Source organism: Enterobacter cancerogenus, assembly GCF_019047785.1.
Taxonomy (GTDB): domain Bacteria; phylum Pseudomonadota; class Gammaproteobacteria; order Enterobacterales; family Enterobacteriaceae; genus Enterobacter; species Enterobacter cancerogenus.
In genome coordinates, this window is sequence record NZ_CP077290.1 from 4,021,295 (window position 1) to 4,038,536 (window position 17,242).

Annotated in this window: 14 protein-coding genes; 10 read left to right on the plus strand and 4 right to left on the minus strand. The window is 57.7% G+C overall.

The features are described from left to right. The first annotated feature begins 37 nt into the window (after positions 1-37). From iscS to sseB, 9 genes are all read left to right on the plus strand, one after another. Positions 38-1,252, plus strand: coding sequence for a cysteine desulfurase (gene iscS / locus I6L58_RS18995; RefSeq protein WP_058610313.1), 1,215 nt, complete (start codon positions 38-40; stop codon positions 1,250-1,252). A 24-nt stretch (positions 1,253-1,276) separates the two neighbouring features. Next, positions 1,277-1,663, plus strand: a complete 387-nt coding sequence (gene iscU, locus I6L58_RS19000) for a Fe-S cluster assembly scaffold IscU (RefSeq protein WP_003860661.1) — start codon at positions 1,277-1,279, stop codon at positions 1,661-1,663. A 13-nt stretch (positions 1,664-1,676) separates the two neighbouring features. Further along, positions 1,677-2,000, plus strand: coding sequence for an iron-sulfur cluster assembly protein IscA (iscA, locus tag I6L58_RS19005; protein ID WP_003860659.1), 324 nt, complete (start codon positions 1,677-1,679; stop codon positions 1,998-2,000). Positions 2,001-2,201: 201 nt separating this feature from the next. Beyond that, a complete protein-coding gene (gene hscB, locus I6L58_RS19010; RefSeq protein ID WP_006176689.1) occupies positions 2,202-2,717 on the plus strand; it encodes a co-chaperone HscB in 516 nt (171 codons plus the stop codon). Between the two features lie 15 nt (positions 2,718-2,732). Further along, a complete protein-coding gene (gene hscA / locus I6L58_RS19015; protein WP_088207942.1) occupies positions 2,733-4,583 on the plus strand; it encodes a Fe-S protein assembly chaperone HscA in 1,851 nt (616 codons plus the stop codon). 1 nt (position 4,584) lies between these two features. Then, positions 4,585-4,920, plus strand: a complete 336-nt coding sequence (fdx, locus tag I6L58_RS19020; RefSeq protein ID WP_006176686.1) for an ISC system 2Fe-2S type ferredoxin — start codon at positions 4,585-4,587, stop codon at positions 4,918-4,920. A 1-nt stretch (position 4,921) separates the two neighbouring features. Beyond that, entirely contained in the window at positions 4,922-5,122 is a 201-nt protein-coding gene (gene iscX, locus I6L58_RS19025; protein WP_006176685.1) for a Fe-S cluster assembly protein IscX, read from the plus strand. Between the two features lie 53 nt (positions 5,123-5,175). Then, positions 5,176-6,462: an aminopeptidase PepB gene (pepB, locus tag I6L58_RS19030; protein ID WP_006176684.1), complete on the plus strand. Its 1,287-nt coding sequence runs from the start codon at positions 5,176-5,178 to the stop codon at positions 6,460-6,462. Positions 6,463-6,573: 111 nt separating this feature from the next. Further along, the gene (gene sseB / locus I6L58_RS19035) at positions 6,574-7,350 is read left to right on the plus strand and encodes an enhanced serine sensitivity protein SseB (protein WP_058610310.1); all 777 of its coding nucleotides are present in this window, start codon (positions 6,574-6,576) and stop codon (positions 7,348-7,350) included. An 18-nt stretch (positions 7,351-7,368) separates the two neighbouring features. Here the strand turns inward: sseB and I6L58_RS19040 are convergent, their stop codons facing one another. The 4 genes from I6L58_RS19040 to I6L58_RS19055 form a co-directional block, all read right to left on the minus strand. Continuing rightward, positions 7,369-8,139, minus strand: a complete 771-nt coding sequence (locus tag I6L58_RS19040) for a MurR/RpiR family transcriptional regulator (protein ID WP_006176682.1) — start codon at positions 8,137-8,139, stop codon at positions 7,369-7,371. Continuing rightward, the gene (gene sseA / locus I6L58_RS19045) at positions 8,139-8,987 is read right to left on the minus strand and encodes a 3-mercaptopyruvate sulfurtransferase (protein ID WP_088207943.1); all 849 of its coding nucleotides are present in this window, start codon (positions 8,985-8,987) and stop codon (positions 8,139-8,141) included. Before sseA ends, I6L58_RS19040 begins: the two co-directional genes overlap by 1 nt. Before the next feature lie 90 nt (positions 8,988-9,077). Next, positions 9,078-10,445, minus strand: coding sequence for a 6-phospho-alpha-glucosidase (locus tag I6L58_RS19050; RefSeq protein ID WP_088207944.1), 1,368 nt, complete (start codon positions 10,443-10,445; stop codon positions 9,078-9,080). 12 nt (positions 10,446-10,457) lie between these two features. Next, a complete protein-coding gene (locus I6L58_RS19055) occupies positions 10,458-12,002 on the minus strand; it encodes a PTS transporter subunit EIIC (protein ID WP_088207945.1) in 1,545 nt (514 codons plus the stop codon). Between the two features lie 286 nt (positions 12,003-12,288). Between I6L58_RS19055 and I6L58_RS19060 the strand changes: the two genes are divergently transcribed. Further along, positions 12,289-17,241 carry an alpha-2-macroglobulin family protein gene (locus I6L58_RS19060; protein ID WP_088207946.1) on the plus strand — a complete coding sequence of 1,651 codons (4,953 nt, stop codon included), beginning with the start codon at positions 12,289-12,291 and terminating at the stop codon, positions 17,239-17,241. Position 17,242: the final 1 nt, after the last annotated feature.

A 17,242-nucleotide genomic window follows, 5' to 3' on the forward strand; every position in this document is an offset into this window, starting at 1 on the left:
TCCTTGCATTGAAGCGATGTACGGAGTTTATAGAGCAATGAAATTACCGATTTATCTCGACTACTCCGCAACCACGCCGGTGGACCCGCGTGTTGCCGAGAAAATGATGCAGTGTCTGACCCTGGACGGAAACTTTGGTAACCCAGCGTCCCGTTCACACCGTTTTGGCTGGCATGCTGAAGAGGCGGTTGATATCGCCCGTAATCAGATTGCTGACCTGGTCGGTGCCGATCCGCGTGAAATAGTTTTCACCTCCGGTGCAACCGAATCCGACAACCTGGCGATCAAAGGTGCCGCTAACTTTTATCAGAAAAAAGGCAAGCACATTATCACCAGCAAAACCGAACACAAAGCCGTGCTGGACACCTGTCGCCAGCTCGAGCGTGAAGGGTTTGACGTCACCTATCTTGCGCCGCAGAGCAACGGCATCATCGACCTGAAAGAACTCGAAGCGGCAATGCGAGACGACACTATTCTGGTCTCCATCATGCACGTTAACAACGAAATCGGCGTCGTACAGGATATCGCCACCATCGGCGAAATGTGCCGTGCGCGTGGCATAATCTATCACGTTGATGCGACCCAGAGCGTGGGCAAACTGCCTATCGATCTGAGCCAGCTGAAAGTTGACCTGATGTCCTTCTCCGGCCACAAAATCTACGGTCCGAAAGGTATCGGTGCGCTGTACGTGCGTCGTAAGCCACGTATCCGCATCGAAGCACAGATGCACGGCGGCGGTCACGAGCGCGGCATGCGTTCCGGCACCTTGCCTGTCCACCAGATCGTTGGCATGGGCGAAGCATATCGCATCGCGAAAGAAGAGATGGAAAGCGAGATGGCGCGTCTGCGCACGCTGCGTAACCGTCTGTGGGACGGCGTGAAAGATATGGAAGAAGTGTATCTGAACGGCGATCTCGAGCAGGGCGCACCGAACATCCTCAACGTCAGCTTCAACTATGTTGAAGGCGAATCGCTGATCATGGCGCTAAAGGACCTGGCCGTCTCTTCCGGTTCTGCCTGTACGTCTGCAAGCCTCGAGCCATCCTATGTACTGCGCGCGCTGGGCATGACTGACGAGCTGGCACACAGCTCTATCCGTTTCTCTTTAGGTCGTTTCACTACCGAAGAAGAGATTGACTACACCATCAAGCTGGTTCGCAACTCCATCGGCCGTCTGCGCGACCTTTCTCCCCTGTGGGAAATGTTCAAGCAGGGCGTGGATCTGAACAGCATTGAATGGTCACATCACTAATCGGTACATAAGGAGAATTCAATCATGGCATACAGCGAAAAAGTTATTGATCATTACGAGAACCCGCGCAACGTTGGCTCCTTTGACAACAGCGACGAGTCTGTCGGTAGCGGCATGGTCGGTGCACCGGCGTGTGGCGACGTGATGAAGTTGCAGATTAAAGTCAACAATGAAGGTATCATTGAAGACGCGCGCTTCAAGACCTACGGCTGCGGTTCTGCTATCGCGTCCAGCTCCCTGGTGACCGAATGGGTGAAGGGCAAGTCTCTGGACGAAGCACAGGCAATCAAGAACACGGACATTGCTGAAGAACTCGAACTGCCACCGGTGAAAATTCACTGTTCTATTCTGGCAGAAGACGCGATCAAAGCCGCCATTGCGGATTACAAAAGCAAACGTGAAGCAAAATAATTGAGGTTTGAGTATGTCGATTACCCTTAGCGACAGCGCTGCCGCGCGAGTAAGCTCTTTTCTGGCGAACCGTGGTAAAGGCTTTGGCCTGCGACTGGGCGTACGTACCTCCGGCTGTTCTGGTATGGCTTACGTACTGGAGTTTGTTGATGAACCGGCGTCTGACGACACCGTGTTTGAAGACAAGGGCGTGAAGGTGGTGGTCGATGGCAAAAGCCTGCAGTTCCTCAACGGCACTCAGCTGGACTTTGTAAAAGAAGGCCTGAATGAAGGGTTCAAATTCACGAACCCGAACGTTAAAGACGAGTGTGGTTGCGGCGAAAGCTTCCACGTTTAACCGCGTTCCGCTGTTATACCGATTAATTCGTGTTGCAGAAAGGCGGCAAGCGAGAGAATCCCCGGGAGCTTACTTAAGTAAGTGACCGGGGTGAACGAGTGCAGACAACGCATCTGCAGCGCGAAGTAAGAAGGTATAACCCCACCGTGGCTCTACCGCTGCGCGTGGGGTTTGTTCTAACTGGCTACCCATGAGATTGTTATGGATTACTTCACTCTCTTCGGATTACCCGCTCAATACCCGATCGATCTGCAGGCCCTGACGATCCGTTTCCAGGATTTGCAGCGTCAGTACCACCCGGACAAATTTGCCAGCGGTACGCAGGCAGAGCAGCTGGCGGCGGTGTCACACTCTGCAACTATCAACCAGGCCTGGCAGACGCTGCGCCATCCGCTGGCGCGGGCAGAGTATCTGCTGTCGCTTCACGGGTTTGATCTCGCAAGTGAGCAGCACACGGTACGCGACACGGCGTTTCTGATGGAGCAGCTGGAACTGCGCGAAGAGCTGGATGAGATTGAACAGGCGAAAGACGAAGCGCGCCTGGAACGTTTTATCAAGCGCGTGAAGGGCATGTTTGATACCCGCCATCAGCAGATGGTGGAGCAACTGAACAACGAGACGTGGGATGTGGCGGCAGATACTGTGCGTAAACTCCGTTTTCTCGATAAACTGCGAAGCAGCGCTGAACAACTCGAAGAAAAGCTGCTCGATTTTTAATTTTCGGAAGCAATTATGGCCTTATTACAAATCAGTGAGCCGGGCTTAAGTGCCGCACCGCACCAGCGTCGTCTGGCGGTGGGGATCGACCTTGGCACCACCAATTCCCTCGTGGCGACCGTGCGCAGCGGCCAGGCGGAGACGCTGGCTGACGAGCAGGGCCGCCATCTGCTGCCTTCCGTGGTCCACTACCAGCAGCAGGGCCACGCGGTGGGCTTTGATGCCCGCGCAAACGCCGCGCGCGACCCGGCCAACACGATCAGCTCCGTGAAGCGCATGATGGGCCGCTCGCTGGCCGATATCCAGACCCGCTACCCGCATCTGCCGTATCAGTTACAGGCCAGTGAAAATGGCCTGCCGATGATCGCCACGGCGGCCGGTCTGCTTAACCCGATTCGTGTTTCTGCGGATATCCTCAAAGCGCTGGCGGCCCGTGCCACGGCGACGCTCGGCGGCGATCTGGACGGTGTGGTCATTACCGTGCCGGCCTATTTTGATGATGCACAGCGTCAGGGCACCAAAGACGCCGCGCGTCTGGCGGGCCTGCACGTGCTGCGCCTGCTGAACGAACCGACGGCGGCGGCAATTGCCTACGGCCTCGACTCCGGTCAGGAAGGGGTCATTGCGGTTTACGATCTGGGCGGCGGCACTTTTGATATCTCGATCCTGCGCCTGAGCCGCGGGGTGTTTGAAGTGCTGGCGACCGGCGGCGACTCCGCGCTGGGCGGCGATGACTTTGACCATCTGCTGGCGGACTACATCCGCGAGCAGGCGGGGATTGCCGATCGCAGCGATGCGCGCGTACAGCGTGAACTGCTGGATGCAGCCATCGACGCCAAAATCGCCCTGAGCGATGCGCAGACTGTTACCGTGAACGTGGCGGGCTGGCAGGGTGACATCACCCGGGACCAGTTCAACGATCTGATTGCTCCGCTGGTTAAACGCACGCTGCTGGCCTGCCGCCGCGCATTGAAAGATGCGGGCGTTGAGGCAGACGAGGTGCTGGAAGTTGTCATGGTCGGCGGCTCTACCCGCGTACCGCTGGTGCGCGAACGCGTAGGCGAATTCTTTGGCCGCACGCCGCTCACCTCCATCGACCCGGACAAAGTGGTTGCCGTGGGTGCTGCTATTCAGGCCGATATTCTGGTTGGCAACAAGCCGGATAGCGAAATGCTGCTGCTGGACGTCATCCCGCTGTCGCTGGGATTAGAAACCATGGGCGGTCTGGTGGAGAAAGTCATTCCACGCAACACCACCATTCCGGTGGCGCGCGCGCAGGAATTTACCACGTTCAAAGACGGCCAGACCGCGATGTCCATCCACGTGATGCAGGGCGAACGCGAGCTGGTGCAGGACTGCCGTTCACTGGCACGCTTTGCGCTGCGCGGCATCCCGGCACTGCCTGCGGGCGGGGCGCACATTCGCGTCACCTTCCAGGTCGATGCTGACGGTTTGCTTAGCGTCACGGCGATGGAAAAATCGACCGGCGTGGAGTCGTCCATCCAGGTGAAGCCGTCCTACGGCCTGACCGACGGCGAAATCGCCACCATGATTCAGGATTCAATGAGCTACGCCGAGCAGGATGTGAAGGCGCGTATGCTGGCTGAACAGAAAGTTGAAGCCGCACGCGTGCTGGAAAGCCTGAACGGTGCACTCACTGCCGATGCCGCGCTGCTCAGCGCCGCTGAGCGTCAGGTGATTGACGAGGCGGCTGCGCACTTAAGCGCCGTCGCCGAATGCAATGACGCTGACGCAATAGAAGAAGCCATTAAAAACGTTGATAAACAAACCCAGGACTTCGCCGCACGCCGCATGGACAAATCTGTCCGCGTCGCGCTGAAAGGCCAGTCCGTGGACGAGGTTTAATATGCCAAAGATTGTTATTTTGCCTCATGCGGACCTCTGTCCGGATGGTGCAGTTCTGGAAGCGAAGACCGGTGAGACCATTCTCGATGTTGCCCTGCGTGCAGGTATCGAAGTGGAACACGCCTGTGAAAAATCCTGTGCGTGTACAACCTGTCACTGCGTCGTGCGTGAAGGTTTCGACTCTCTTGCCGAGAGTACCGAAGATGAAGACGACATGCTGGATAAAGCATGGGGCCTTGAGCCGGACAGCCGTTTAAGCTGCCAGGCGCAGGTTACCGATGAAGATCTGGTCGTGGAATTCCCACGTTACACCATCAACCACGCACGCGAGCACTAATATGGGACTGAAGTGGACTGACAGCCGTGAAATCGGCGAAGCGCTCTACGACGCAAACCCGGATCTCGATCCGAAAACCGTACGATTCACCGACATGCATCAGTGGATCTGCGAGTTAGAGGATTTTGATGACGATCCCAGCGCATCCAATGAAAAAATTCTGGAGGCGATTCTGTTAGTCTGGTTAGATGAAGCAGAGTAAATCACTTAACGGGCTGCCTTCAGGCGGCCCGTTTGCTAATAAGGATAAATAAAATGACCGAAGCGATGAAGATTACGCTCTCCACTCAGCCTGCCGACGCGCGCTGGGGCGAGAAAGCCGCCTGGAGCATCACTCACGACGGCATCACCCTGCACCTTACCGGCAAAGATGACACCGGGCTGATTCAACGCGCCGCGCGCAAAATCGACGGTCTGGGCATTAAGCACGTGACCCTTGACGGTGAAGGCTGGGATACCGACCGCAGTTGGGCATTCTGGGCGGGATACAAAGGCCCGAAAGGCACCCGCAAAATCGAGTGGGCGAGCCTCGACGAAGCCGGACAGAAAGAGCTGGAAAACCGCCTGAAAATTATCGACTGGGTGCGTGACACCATCAACGCTCCGGCGGAAGAGCTCGGCCCTGAGCAGCTGGCGCAGCGCGCGGTTGACCTGCTGTGCGGCGTGGCGGGCGACAACATGTCCTACCGCATCACCAAAGGCGAAGATCTGCGCGAGCAGAATTATATGGGCATCCACACCGTGGGCCGTGGCTCTGAGCGCCCGCCGGTGCTGCTGGCGCTGGACTTCAACCCAACCGGTGATAAAGAAGCCCCGGTCTTCGCCTGCCTGGTGGGCAAAGGTATCACCTTCGATACCGGCGGTTACAGCCTGAAGCAGAGCGCGTTTATGGACTCCATGAAGTCCGACATGGGCGGCGCGGCAACCATTACCGGCGCACTGGCCTTCGCCATCACCCGTGGTCTGAACAAACGCGTGAAGCTGTACCTGTGCTGCGCGGACAACATGGTCAGCGGCAACGCCTTCAAGCTGGGCGATATCATTCGCTACCGTAATGGTAAAAACGTCGAAGTAATGAACACCGATGCGGAAGGCCGCCTGGTACTGGCCGATGGCCTGATCGACGCCTCTGCCCAGAAGCCGGAGCTGATTATCGATATGGCAACCCTGACCGGTGCGGCGAAAACCGCCCTGGGCAACGATTACCATGCGCTGTTCAGCTTTGATGACAAGCTGGCGGCTCGCGTACTGGCGAGTGCCGCCGAAGAAAACGAGCCGTTCTGGCGTCTGCCGCTGGCCGAGTTCCACCGCAGCCAGCTGCCGTCGAACTTTGCCGAGCTTAACAACACCGCCAGCGCGGCCTACCCGGCCGGAGCAAGCACCGCCGCAGGCTTCCTGTCTCACTTTGTTGAGAACTATCAGGAAGGCTGGCTGCACATCGACTGCTCGGCGACCTACCGTAAAGCGGCGGTTGAACAGTGGTCTGCGGGGGCGACCGGCCTGGGCGTGCGTACCATTGCGAACCTGCTGACGGCAGAGTAAGGCTCTTTGCCCTCACCCTAACCCTCTCCCACGGGGAGAGGGGATGGTTTGCTCCCTCTCCCTTGAGGGCGAGGGCCGGGGTGAGGGAGATATTCGACATCTGGAATTGTTATGTCCGAAACCAAAAACGAATTAGAAACCCTGCTGGAACAGGCGGCGACCGAGCCTGCCCACCGTCCGGCATTTTTCCGCACGCTGCTGGAGTCCACCGTCTGGGTGCCGGGTACCGCGGCGGAGGGCGAGCAGGTCGTTGAAGACAGCGCGCTGGATCTGCTGCACTGGGAAAAAGACGACGGCACGTCAGTGATCCCGTTCTTCACCTCTCTTGAGGCCCTTCAGCAAGCAGTGGAAGACGAACAGGCGTTTGTGGTTATGCCCGTACGCACCCTGTTTGAAATGACGCTGGGCGAAACACTGTTCCTCAACGCCAAACTGCCGACCGGCAAAGAGTTCACCCCGCGTGAAATCAGCCATTTGATTGGTGAGGAGGGCAACCCGCTCAGCACACAAGAGGTGCTGGAAGGGGGCGAAACGCTGCTGCTTTCTGAAGTGGCCGAACCGCCCGCGCAGATGATCGATTCTCTGACCACGCTCTTCAAAACCATCAAGCCGGTGAAACGCGCGTTTCTCTGCTCCATCAAAGAGAGCGCCGATGAACAACCGGTGCTGCTGATTGGCATTGAGGCAGATGGCGACATTGACGAGATTATCCAGGCGGCGGGAAGTGTTGCTACCGACACGCTGCCGGGCGATGAGCCCATTGATATCTGTCAGGTGAAGAAAGGCGAGAAAGGCATTAGCCACTTTATTACCGAACACATCACGCCGTTCTATGAGCGTCGCTGGGGCGGGTTCCTGCGCGATCTCAAAACCAACCGCATTATCTGAATTCCTCGGGGTGAAGCCTCACCCCGTTGCTTCCAGCAGCAGTAAATCCATCAGCAGGACCAGATTCGACTCAAACGACGTCACCCCCGCGGCTTCGGCGGCGTAGTGCACCGCTTCGTCATATAACGCGAAATGTAAATCCGCCATGCCTGCCAGCGTGTTTGCCGAGGCGCGGGTAAAGGCCACCACCGTCATCCCGACGTTTTTTGCGATCCGCGCTTTGTCCAGCACCTGCTCGGTTTCACCGCTGCGGGAAACGGCAATAAAGACCTGATAGCGCGCGGCGTTGCTGAGAAAGATATTCCGGCTATCGCCCGGCCCGGAAATAAATGCCGTTTTGCCCAGCACCTGCAATTTTTTGGTGAGGTACTCGGCGAACAGATAAGAAAACCCGGCACCGTAGAGAAAAAAACTCTCCTTCTGGCGGAGCAGGTCGGCAAAACGCTGGCGTTTGTCCTGCGTCGCCCACTGAAAGGTCTGTTGATAGTTGGCAATAAACTGGTTAAACAGCGCGGGCAACTCTGCGTGCTGCTCAGCCTGCGCGGTAATGTGCGGGGTGTCTGAAAGGAGTTGCTTGCAGTGCCAGATAAACTCGCTAAAGCCGCTGAAACCCAGCTTCTGGCACAGCCGCATGATGGTGGCGGTAGAGACAAACGTCGCCTGGGCCAACTCGCGCACCGTGATGTTACCCACCAGCAGCGGATGTTCCGTTAGGTGGGCCAGCACGCGATATTCCGCGCGGGTCAGAGACGTTCCGCGCGTTAACAGCGTGGTCAGGCGGTTATCCATTACTGAGCGGGTTCTACGGGCAGATCGTCACGCGCGCCCCATTCGCTCCAGGCACCGTCATACAGCGTAACGTCGTTTGCGCCGAGGGTGGCAAGCGCCAGAATCACCACGCAGGCCGTCACGCCGGAACCGCAGCTGGCAACGATTGGTCGCTGTAAATCCACGCCCTGACGCTCGAAAATAGCGCGCAGCTCGTCGGTGGTTTTTAGCTCGCCCTCAAACACCAGATCGCCCCACGGCACGTTGATCGCACCGGGAATATGGCCGCGCTTCAGCCCTGCACGCGGTTCATCGGCTTCGGCGTTGAAACGGGGAGCCGGGCGGGCATCGACAATTTGCGCTGTTTTTTCGTGGCTAATGACCAGCACGTCCGTCAGGCGTTTCACCGCGTTCGCATCAAACTGCGCGTCGAAATCGCCTTCCGGTAGGGTAACTTCACCCTGCTGCAGCGGCAGTTCATCGCGCTTCCAGCCAGCGAGGCCGCCCGCGAGAATAGAGACTTTCTCAACGCCGGCATTTTTCAGCATCCACCACGCGCGCGGTGCAGAGAAAAGGTTACCTTCGTCGTAAATCACCAGATGCTTGTCGCGGCTAACGCCCAGCTCGCGCATGGCTACGGAGAAGGCTTCCGGGCGCGGGAGCATGTGCGGCAGGGGAGAGGTGTGATCGGACAGCGCTTCGATATCAAAGAAAACCGCGCCCGGCAGATGTCCGGCGCGGTATTCCGCGGTCATATCGCGAAGATGCTCCTGCCCGGCAGGGGCCATTCGCGCGTCAATAATCTGAACTTCCGGGTCGTCGCTGTGCTCAATCAGCCAGTCGGCGGCGACAAAATATGAGGTGGACATGGGTTGCCTCCGTTCTTTTCCATAAAAGAAGATTGTCGGTGTTTTTTCTGACACCGACAAGCAAACCACGTTCAACTCGCGAGCAAGCCCCTATTTTTTCACCGCTTCGCCGTCCTGCCAGGCTTTTTGCAGCGTCGGCCAGTAGTCACGGTTAGCCTCAATCATCTCATCAAGAATGGCTTTCGCGTGCTCCATCGTCGGTACGGTACGATTCAGGGTAAATGCCTGCAGCGCTTTCTCGTAGCTGCCCTCAAGGGTGGCCTCCACCAGGAGTTGTTCGCAGGCAAGCTGCTGTTGCAGCAGCGTCTGATGGAACAGCGGAACCTGGCCCACACGGACCGGCTCTGGCCCTTCAGAGGTGATATAGGCCGGGACTTCCACCACCGCATCGTACGGCAGGTTGGTAATCGCCCCGCGGTTTTCCACCATCACCAGATGGCGCTGGCGCAGGTTGAATGCCAGCGAGCAGGCCACGTCGACAATAAATTCGCCGTGGACGCCGACATGGAAAGCATCCGGGAGAATGCCAGTACGCTTGTACTCTTCGGCGGCGGCAAACAGCTTTTTCTCACGCCCGTTCATCACTTCGTTGGCGCGGGTATAATCCGGGTCCTGATGTTCCACAATCTGGTTCGGCATCAGGTAATACTGCAGATACGGGTTCGGCAGATACTCCGGGAAGTTATCCATAATCGGCTTGATGTTGCGCCAGGTCTTCACCCACGACGGATCCGAGTGCTGTGGATCGGTTTTGGCCGCATCCTCCGTCAGCAGGCCAAACTTCGCGATATGGCGACGCAGCTCCGGCAGTTTGTCCTCACCGTCGATCCGCACGCGGGTGAACCAGCCGAAGTGATTCAGGCCAAAGTAATCCACGTCGAGCCTGCGGCGATCCACACCGAGAATCGCCCCCATATTACGCATGGCGGCAACGGGCATATCGCAGATGTTCAATACCCGGGCGTTCGGGCGCAGGCGACGCACACCTTCGGCGACGATGGCCGCCGGGTTGGAGTAGTTAACGATCCAGGCTTTCTGATGCGCGTAGCGTTCGACCAGATCGACCAGCTCCACCATCGGCAGGATCGTACGCAGACCGTAGGCCAGCCCGCCCGGTCCGCAGGTCTCCTGCCCAACCACACCGTGTCGCAGGGGGATCTTTTCATCCTGCTCGCGCATCTTGTACTGGCCGACGCGCATCTGCGCGAACACGAAGTGCGCCCCGCTGAAGGCCACTTCCGGATCGGCGGTGACGGTAAATTTGATGCTCTGGCTGTGGTCACGGATAACCTTCTCGACGACCGGCGCAATGGTGTTCTGACGCGCGTTATCAATATCATAGAGGCGTATTTCGGCCAGCGGGAAATCCTGCAGGCGCACCATCAGGCTTTTCACAATACCCGGCGTGTAGGTACTACCGCCGCCGGCAATAGAGAGAATGAACGGGGGTGTAAACATGTTTTGCTCCTGTCAGAGAAACGTCTCAACGGCTTCTCGCATTTTTTTGACGTGCAGCCCGTAGACCACCTGAACGTTGTTACCTTGTTTAATAATGCCTTTCGCGCCGGTCGCCTTAAGCCGCGGCTCGTCGATAATGGCGACATCTTTAACCGTGACGCGCAGACGGGTGTAGCAGTTATCCACGACCTCAATATTGTCCCGACCGCCAAGGCCTGTGACGATGGACTCGCCCAGACCGGCGTTGTTGCCTTTTGCCTGGTACTCTTGCTTGCTGTAGAGACGCGTCTCCTGTTCGTCATCCTCCCGCCCTGGCGTTTTCATGTTCAAGCGCAGGATCAGGAAGCGGAACACCACGAAGTAGAGGGCGAACATAATCAGCCCGACCACGATGTACATCGGCCAGTTGGATTTCTCCGTCCCAAGCGGCAGGTTGTAGAGAATGAAATCGATAATGCCGTTGGCACCGATGGCATGTACGCCAAACAGCGAAAAGAGCATCATGCCGATGCCGGTCAGCACCGCGTGAACCACAAACAGCAGCGGCGCGACAAACAGGAAAGAAAACTCGATGGGTTCAGTTACGCCCACCAGCAGGGAGGTGAGCGCCGCCGGGATCAGAATGGCTTTTGCGATGGCCTTACGCTCGGGTCTGGCGGTCATGTACATCGCCAGTGCCGCCGCGGGCAGGCCGAACATTTTGCTGATGCCGCGCGCATCCCATACCACCGTGCTGCTCAGCTGTTTCACGTCCGGGCAGGCCATTTCAGCAAAGTAAATATTACGGGCACCCTGATAGGTTGCCCCGCAGACCTCCTGCGTGCCGCCCAGTTCGGTGTACAGGAAAGGCGTATAGACCAGATGATGCAACCCGGTCGGCACCAGAATACGTTCCAGAAAACCGTAGATCATCACGCCAAATGGACCCGAACCCTTGATTGCCAGCGCCAGCGCGCTGATGCCGTGCTGAGCGAAAGGCCACAGTTCGCTCATCACCACGCCCAGCAGCATGGAGACCGGGAGCATCACAATGGCGACAAAACAGTGGCCGGAGTAAATCGCCATCGCGCCGTTAAACTGAACGCCGGAGTATTTGTTGTACAGATACCCGGAGAGCGCCCCGGTCAGGATCCCGGCAAACACGCCCATCTCCAGCACCTGCACGCCCAGTACCATGCCTTGCCCGGCGGCTTTCATCTGGTCTGCCGGTGCCAGCTCCCCCTCTAACTGCAGGGTAACGTTCATGGCATTGATAAACACGACAAAGGTGACCAGCCCAATCAGCGCCGCGTAGCCCTTATCGCGCGAGGCCAGGCCAATCGGGATGCCGACCGCAAACACCAGCGCCAGGTTGACCAGCACCGACACGGCGGATTTGGCGATCAGCTGGCCGATACTCTGAATCAGCGGATGGCCGAGAAACGGCAGATACTCCGCCAGATTACCGTTACCGAGCACGTTACCCAGGGCGATAAACAGCCCGACGATCGGTAAGATAAGTACCGGGCCGTATAATGATTTTCCGAAATTTTGTAGGGCGTTCACGGCTCGTTTCATGGCTATCTCTCTTATTGAACCGCGCACTTGGCGTGCGTCTCAGGCTTAAAATTAGCAGGCCATCAGCGACTTAATCCAGCTATCTACTTGTTTTAAAAACAAATGACTTGAAAGGTTACATGTTACGTTTGAGCCTGTGATCGCGGTATCAGGCGCCTCCTGCAGCCCTAAATAACTTTGCGAGGCGCTCTCCAGAATCTAAAAATGGACTTTTGGTATTAATGAAACTTGCGGATAATACTTACCCGGATGACGACCAACAGGCCCGAAAGGCCAGGGACAAAGGATGAAACCGTTTCGCTTAGGCGCGCTCTCGCTCGCGCTACTCACCGCGTTCGCGCTTGTCGGCTGTGATAACAGCGACGAAAAACCTCAGGCAGCAGCGCCTGCAGCGACAACGACAGCGGCCCAGAAGGCACCCGAAAAACCAAACGCTGAGACGCTGGCAAAACTGGCGGCAGCGAGTCAGGGGAAACCGCTGACCTTGCTGGATGCCTCCGAAGTCCAGCTCGATGGCGCGGCCACGCTGGTGTTGACCTTCTCCGTTCCGCTCAATCCCGATCAGGATTTCGCCAAAACGGTGCACGTTGTCGACAAGAAAAGCGGCAAAGTGGATGGCGCATGGGAACTTGCGCCCAATCTGAAAGAGCTGCGCCTGCGCCACCTCGAGCCGAATCGTAATTTGGTCGTCACCATTGAACGCCCTCTGCAGGCGCTCAACAAAGCCACGTTTGGCTCTGACTACGAAAAAGCGCTGACCACCCGCGATGTCGAGCCGACGGTCGGTTTTGCCAGCCGTGGCTCGCTGCTGCCGGGTAAAGTGGTTGAAGGGCTGCCGGTGATGGCGCTGAACGTGAACAACGTGGATGTGAATTTCTACCGCGTGAAGCCAGAATCACTGGCCTCGTTTGTCAGCCAGTGGGAATACCGTAATTCCCTCACCAACTGGGAGTCTGACAATCTGCTGAAAATGGCGGACCTGGTGTATACCGGGCGTTTCGACCTCAATCCGGCCCGTAACACCCGTGAAAAACTGCTGCTGCCGCTGCGCGATATCAAACCGCTACAGCAGTCAGGTGTCTACATCGCCGTGATGAACCAGGCGGGCCACTACAACTACAGTAATGCGGCCACGCTTTTCACCTTAAGCGATATCGGCCTGTCCGCTCACCGCTATCATAACCGTCTGGATATTTTCGCTCAGAGCCTGGAAAACGGCGCCGCGCAATCTGGCGTAACCGTAACGCTGCTGAACGATAAAGGCCAAACGCTTGCCGAAGCGAACAGCGACGCCGACGGACATGCAAAGCTCGAAACCGACAAAGAGGCGGCGTTGATTCTGGCCAGCAAAGACGGTCAAACCACGCTGCTCGATCTTAAGCTGCCCGCGCTGGACCTGGCGGAGTTTGATATCGCAGGCGCGCCGGGCTACAGCAAGCAATTCTTTATGTTTGGCCCACGCGATCTCTATCGCCCTGGCGAAACGGTGATCCTGAACGGCCTGTTGCGCGACAGCGACGGGAAACCGCTGCCCGCGCAGCCCGTTAAACTCGACGTCCTGCGCCCGGACGGGCAGGTAGCGCGTACCGTCGTCGTTCAACCGGAAAACGGCCTCTATCGCTTTAATTATCCGCTCGACAGCGGGGCGCAGACCGGGATGTGGCACATTCGTGCCAATACGGGCGACAATCAGCAACGCCTGTGGGATTTCCACGTCGAAGATTTTATGCCGGAGCGTATGGCGCTGAATCTGACCGGTCAGAAAACGCCGGTCTCCCCGCAGGAGGACGTGAACTTTGACGTGGTCGGCTACTATCTGTATGGCGCACCGGCCAACGGTAACTCCCTGCAAGGCCAACTCTTCCTGCGCCCGCTGCGTGATGCGGTCGCCGCGCTGCCAGGCTTCCAGTTTGGCGATATCACCGAAGAGAACCTGAGCCGCAGCCTGGATGAAGTGCAGCTCACGCTTGATGAACAAGGGCGCGGGCAGGTCACACTGGAGAGCCAGTGGAAAGAGGCCCATTCTCCGCTGCAGCTGATCCTGCAGGCCAGCCTCCTGGAATCGGGTGGTCGTCCGGTGACGCGTCGTGCCGAGCAGGCGATCTGGCCTGCAGCAGCGCTGCCGGGCATTCGTCCGCAGTTCGCCAGCAAGGCGGTATACGATTACCGTACCGACACCACCGTTAATCAGCCGATTGTCGATGAGAACGGCAACGCCAGCTTTGACATTGTTTATGCTGACGCCACCGGCGCGAAAAAGGCGGTTTCCGGGCTTCAGGTACGTCTGGTTCGCGAACGCCGGGATTACTTCTGGAACTGGTCAGAAAGTGACGGCTGGCAGTCTCAGTTTGATCAAAAAGATCTGATTGAGGGTGAGCAGGATCTGACCCTTAAAGCTGATGAAACCGGCAAAGTCACCTTCCCGGTGGAGTGGGGCTCTTACCGTCTGGAAGTCAAAGCGCCTGACGATAAGGTCAGTAGCGTGCGCTTCTGGGCGGGTTACAGCTGGCAGGATAACAGCGACGGCACGGGTGCCGCACGCCCTGACCGCGTAACGCTGAAGCTTGATAAACCCGCCTATCAGCCGGGCGACACCATTAAGCTGCATATCGCTGCCCCAGCCGCAGGGAAAGGCTACGCCATGATCGAATCCAGCGAAGGTCCGCTGTGGTGGAAAGAGATCGACGTTCCGGCCAATGGTCTGGATCTTAGCATCCCGGTCGATAAAGCCTGGAAACGCCACGATCTCTACCTCAGCACGCTGGTGGTGCGTCCCGGTGATAAATCCAAATCGGCCACGCCGAAACGTGCGGTAGGTTTGCTGCATCTGCCGATGGGCGACGAAAATCGCCGTCTGAACATCGCGCTGGATAATCCGCAAAAAATGCGTCCGAATCAGACGCTTTCCGTGAAGGTTAAAGCCAGCGTGAAAGAGGGCGCTGTACCGCAGAAAGTGAACGTGCTGGTGTCAGCCGTCGACAGCGGCGTGTTGAATATCACCGACTACGTCACGCCGGATCCGTGGGAAGCATTCTTTGGCCAGAAACGCTATGGCGCAGATATTTATGACATCTATGGTCAGGTGATTGAAGGGCAGGGCCGTATGGCCGCGTTGCGCTTTGGTGGCGATGGCGATGAGCTTAAGCGTGGCGGTAAGCCACCGGTAAATCACGTCAACATTATTGCTCAGCAAACACAGCCGGTTGAACTGGATGCCAATGGCGAAGGTACCCTTACGCTGCCGATTGGTGATTTCAACGGGGAGCTGCGTCTGATGGCGCAGGCCTGGACCGAAGAAGACTTTGGCAGCAGCGAAAGCAAAGTGATTGTGGCCGCACCTGTTATTACCGAACTTAATACGCCGCGCTTCCTTGCCAGCGGCGACACCTCGCGGTTGACGCTCGACCTGACTAACCTCACCGACCAGCCGCAAACGCTGAATGTTGCCCTGACGGCCAACGGAAAAATTGCCCTGGAAGGGATGCAGCCGCAGCCGGTTCAGCTTCCTCCGGGAGCACGCTCTACGATATTTATCCCGGTACGCGCGCTGGATGGCTACGGCGAGGGGGAAATTGCTGCTCAGGTGACGGGGCTCCAGCTTCCGGGCGAGACGTTTGCGCCGCAGCAGAAGAGCTGGAAAATCGGCGTACGCCCTGCATTCCCTGCTCAGACGGTGAATACCGGCGCTATGCTCAACCCGGGCGAGTCATGGACCGCGCCAGCACAGCACATTGATGGTTTTTCTCCGGCGACGCTGCAAGGACAACTGCTGCTGAGCGGTAAGCCGCCGTTGAACCTGGCGCGCTATATCCGTGAACTGCAGGCCTATCCGTACGGCTGTCTCGAACAAACCACCAGCGGCCTGTTCCCGTCGCTCTATACCAATGCAGCGCAGTTAACGGCGCTCGGCATTAAAGGAGATACAGACGACAAACGTCGCGCGGCGATTGAAGTTGGCATCTCCCGTCTGCTGCAGATGCAGCGTGACGATGGCGGGTTTGCGCTGTGGGATAAAAACGGCCCGGAAGAGTACTGGCTGACGGCCTATGTCACGGACTTCCTCGTTCGCGCAGGCGAGCAGGGCTACAGCGTGCCTGCCGATGCGGTCAACAATGCCAACAACCGACTGCTGCGCTATCTGCAGGACCCGGGCATGATGTCCATTCGCTACAGCGACGACACGCAGGGGAGCAAGTTTGCGGTGCAGGCCTATGCTTCGCTGGTTCTGGCCCGTCAGCAAAAAGCGCCGCTGGGGGCGCTGCGTGAAATCTGGGATCGCCATTCACAGGCGGCTTCCGGACTACCGCTTATGCAACTCGGAATGGCGCTGAAATTGATGGGCGACGCCCCCCGCAGCCAGCAGGCGCTGGATCTGGCACTTAAAACGCCGCGTAACGACAGAAAAACCTGGATGGCGGATTACGGAAGCCAACTGCGTGACAATGCGTTAATGCTCTCCCTTCTCGAAGAGTACAAGCTGTTGCCGGATGCGCAGAATACGCTTCTGAATACCTTGTCTGAGCAGGCCTTTAGCCAGCGCTGGCTCTCAACGCAGGAGAGCAATGCGCTGTTCCTGGCAGGGCATTCGCGGCAAACCCTGAGCGGGGCATGGCAGGCGAAAACCTCTCTGTCTGATGCTGCCTCAGGCGCAGACAAAGCGCAGGTACAAAACCTCAACGGTGACCAGCTTGGTTCGCTGCAGGTGACCAATACCGGCACGACGCCTTTGTGGATACGTCTCGACAGCACGGGGTATCCGGAATACATGCCGCAGCCTTCCTCAAACGTTCTGCAGATTGAGCGCCATATTCTGGCGACCGATGGCAGCACTAAATCGCTTTCATCCCTGAAGAGCGGTGAGCTGGTGTTGGTGTGGCTGGAAGTGAAAGCCAACCAGAACGTCCCGGATGCCCTGGTGGTGGATCTGCTTCCTGCGGGGTTAGAGCTGGAAAACCAGAACCTGGCAAGCAGCAGCGCCAGCCTGCAGGACAGCGGCAGTGAAGTTCAGAACCTGCTTAACCAAATGCAGCAGGCAGATATCCAGCATATGGAATTCCGCGACGATCGCTTCGTCGCAGCGGTACCGGTAAACGAAGGCCAGCCGGTAACGCTGGTTTATCTGGCGCGCGCGGTCACGCCGGGAGTCTATAAAGTGCCGGTCCCGATGGTGGAATCGATGTACGTTCCTCAGTGGCGGGCAACGGGGTCGGCCAGTGGCCCACTGATTGTTGTTCCGTAAA

What these genes read in the sequence shown, in the direction of transcription:
- iscA (WP_003860659.1), top strand. Translation starts at nt 1,677, where the DNA reads ATGTCGATTACCCTTAGCGACAGCGCTGCCGCGCGAGTAAGCTCTTTT.
- hscB (WP_006176689.1), top strand. Translation starts at nt 2,202, where the DNA reads ATGGATTACTTCACTCTCTTCGGATTACCCGCTCAATACCCGATCGAT.
- I6L58_RS19040 (WP_006176682.1), bottom strand. Translation starts at nt 8,139, where the DNA reads ATGGATAACCGCCTGACCACGCTGTTAACGCGCGGAACGTCTCTGACC.
- iscS (WP_058610313.1), top strand. Translation starts at nt 38, where the DNA reads ATGAAATTACCGATTTATCTCGACTACTCCGCAACCACGCCGGTGGAC.
- I6L58_RS19055 (WP_088207945.1), bottom strand. Translation starts at nt 12,002, where the DNA reads ATGAAACGAGCCGTGAACGCCCTACAAAATTTCGGAAAATCATTATAC.
- hscA (WP_088207942.1), top strand. Translation starts at nt 2,733, where the DNA reads ATGGCCTTATTACAAATCAGTGAGCCGGGCTTAAGTGCCGCACCGCAC.
- I6L58_RS19050 (WP_088207944.1), bottom strand. Translation starts at nt 10,445, where the DNA reads ATGTTTACACCCCCGTTCATTCTCTCTATTGCCGGCGGCGGTAGTACC.
- iscX (WP_006176685.1), top strand. Translation starts at nt 4,922, where the DNA reads ATGGGACTGAAGTGGACTGACAGCCGTGAAATCGGCGAAGCGCTCTAC.
- sseB (WP_058610310.1), top strand. Translation starts at nt 6,574, where the DNA reads ATGTCCGAAACCAAAAACGAATTAGAAACCCTGCTGGAACAGGCGGCG.
- I6L58_RS19060 (WP_088207946.1), top strand. Translation starts at nt 12,289, where the DNA reads ATGAAACCGTTTCGCTTAGGCGCGCTCTCGCTCGCGCTACTCACCGCG.
- iscU (WP_003860661.1), top strand. Translation starts at nt 1,277, where the DNA reads ATGGCATACAGCGAAAAAGTTATTGATCATTACGAGAACCCGCGCAAC.
- pepB (WP_006176684.1), top strand. Translation starts at nt 5,176, where the DNA reads ATGACCGAAGCGATGAAGATTACGCTCTCCACTCAGCCTGCCGACGCG.
- sseA (WP_088207943.1), bottom strand. Translation starts at nt 8,987, where the DNA reads ATGTCCACCTCATATTTTGTCGCCGCCGACTGGCTGATTGAGCACAGC.
- fdx (WP_006176686.1), top strand. Translation starts at nt 4,585, where the DNA reads ATGCCAAAGATTGTTATTTTGCCTCATGCGGACCTCTGTCCGGATGGT.